The organism is Marivita sp. GX14005 (assembly GCF_023370775.1).
Classification (GTDB): Bacteria; Pseudomonadota; Alphaproteobacteria; order Rhodobacterales; family Rhodobacteraceae; genus Marivita.
Window position 1 is genome coordinate 1 of record NZ_JAMCCQ010000009.1, and the last position, 2,500, is coordinate 2,500.

General features: G+C 56.2%; 2 rRNA genes (1 of these 2 cut by a window edge). Both read right to left on the reverse strand.

Annotated elements, in window-relative coordinates:
* Positions 1–39: 39 nt before the first annotated feature.
* Positions 40–154, reverse strand: a 5S ribosomal RNA gene (rrf, locus tag M3465_RS16955).
* 452 nt (positions 155–606) lie between these two features.
* Positions 607–2,500: ribosomal RNA gene (locus M3465_RS16960) — 23S ribosomal RNA — on the reverse strand (it continues 973 nt past the right edge of the window).

Genomic DNA, 2,500 nt, shown 5'->3' on the forward strand with positions numbered 1-2,500 from the left:
CATCGAATTAGAGAGACGTGTTAATTTGCATCTTTCTAGGTTTGGCGGTGACCTACTCTCCCACGTCTTGAGACGCAGTACCATTGGCGCGGTGGCGCTTAACGGCCGGGTTCGGAATGGGACCGGGTGTTTCGCTCACGCTATGACCACCAAACCGAGAAAGATGCACGACGCATCGCAGATGCGGCGGGTGGAAGGCAGGGCCTTTTGCTTGCAAAAGGCCCGTTGCCACACCGACGTAATCCGGGTGCAGTCAGCTGTTACCTCGCAGCGCGGCTTTGCATCTGGTGGCAGGCAGGGTCTTTTGCGTTCAAAAGGCCTGTTGCCACTCGGATACAAGCCGGGTGCGCGGCAGCTAAATCAACGTGTTGCACCAAGATTACGACGGAGTGGCTACGCGCCTTTTGCACGCAAAAGACGCTGCCAGCCACCTGCCGCATCTGCGATGCGTCATTGTTGTCCAAGCCAGGCACTCTGTATTTGGTGTCGTGCTTTTGATCTTGGTCCAGATTTCCACGGTGTGGCAGCGGGCATGACTGCGTCATACCCTGCCTGCCACTGGCCGCCTTCCTGGCGGAAGGCGTCCGGGTTTTGTTTCTACTGGATCAAATCAAGCCTATCGGGCCATTAGTACCGGTCAGCTGAACGCATTGCTGCGCTTACACCTCCGGCCTATCGACGTGGTGGTCTACCACGGCCCTCGGGGATACCTTGTTTTGAGGGGGGCTTCCCGCTTAGATGCCTTCAGCGGTTATCCTTTCCGATCATAGCTACCCTGCACTGCGGCTGGCGCCACAACAGGTCCACCAGTGGATCGTTCACCCCGGTCCTCTCGTACTAGGGGCAACTCCTCTCAAGTATCCTACACCCACGGCAGATAGGGACCGAACTGTCTCACGACGTTCTAAACCCAGCTCACGTACCTCTTTAAACGGCGAACAGCCGTACCCTTGGGACCTGCTCCAGCCCCAGGATGAGATGAGCCGACATCGAGGTGCCAAACACTGCCGTCGATATGGACTCTTGGGCAGTATCAGCCTGTTATCCCCGGCGTACCTTTTATCCGTTGAGCGATGGCCCTCCCACTTGGGACCACCGGATCACTATGGCCGTCTTTCGACTCTGCTCGACTTGTCAGTCTCGCAGTCAGGCTGGCTTCTGCCATTGCACTCAACGAGCGATTTCCGACCGCTCTGAGCCAACCTTCGCGCGCCTCCGTTACGCTTTAGGAGGCGACCGCCCCAGTCAAACTACCCGCCACGCAGGGTCCCGGATCCGGATGACGGACCGCGGTTAGACATCAAGAGTGCGAAGGGTGGTATCTCAAGGGAGGCTCCACGGGAACTGGCGTTCCCGCTTCGAAGCCTACCACCTATCCTGCACATCACAATCCTGATGCCAGTGCGAAGCTGTAGTAAAGGTGCACGGGGTCTTTCCGTCTAACCGCGGGAAGCCTGCATCTTGACAGGCAATTCAATTTCGCTGAGTCGATGTTGGAGACAGCGGGGAAGTCGTTACGCCATTCGTGCAGGTCGGAACTTACCCGACAAGGAATTTCGCTACCTTAGGACCGTTATAGTTACGGCCGCCGTTTACCTGGGCTTCAATTCAGAGCTCTCACCCCTCCTTTTAACCTTCAGGCACCGGGCAGGCGTCAGACCCTATACGTCGTCTTGCGACTTCGCAGAGCCCTGTGTTTTTAGTAAACAGTCGCCACCCCCTGGTTTGTGCCCCCAGCCCCTAGTTGCCTAGGAACCGGGCCTCCTTCTCGCGAACTTACGGAGGTATTTTGCCGAGTTCCTTCAACATCGTTCTCTCAAGCGCCTTGGTATGCTCTACCAGTCCACCTGTGTCGGTTTAGGGTACGGTCTGATGATGGAGCTATTTCCAGGAACCTCTGAACGGCCCCTCCAATCCGATAAGGAGGAACAATCTTCGAGATCCGTCACTTCCATCTGGCCCACGAATATTAACGTGGTTCCCATCGCCTACGCCTTTCGGCCTCGGCTTAGGGGCCGGCTTACCCTGCTCAGATTAGCTTTAAGCAGGAACCCTTGGACTTTCGGCGAGAGTGTCTCTCACACTCTTTGTCGCTACTCATGTCATCATTCTCGCTAGTGATCACTCCACGGGATCGCTCACGCGCCCGCTTCACAGTAAGCTTCTTGTCTCCAACGCGGGCAAGCCCGCTAAAGAGACATGAAGCTATGTCACACTACGCTCTGCTACCATGCACTATGTGCATCCGAAGCTTCGGCTCATGGCTTGAGCCCCGTTACATCTTCGCCGCAGGACAACTTGTTTAGACCAGTGAGCTGTTACGCTATCTTTAAAGGATGGCTGCTTCTAAGCCAACCTCCTGGTTGTTTTGGTCGTCCCACCTGCTTTCCCACTTAGCCATGAATTGGGGGCCTTAGCTGTCGGTCAGGGTTGTTTCCCTCTCCACTACGGACGTTAGCATCCGCAGTGTGTCTGCCATCCAGTACTTCCCGGTATTCGG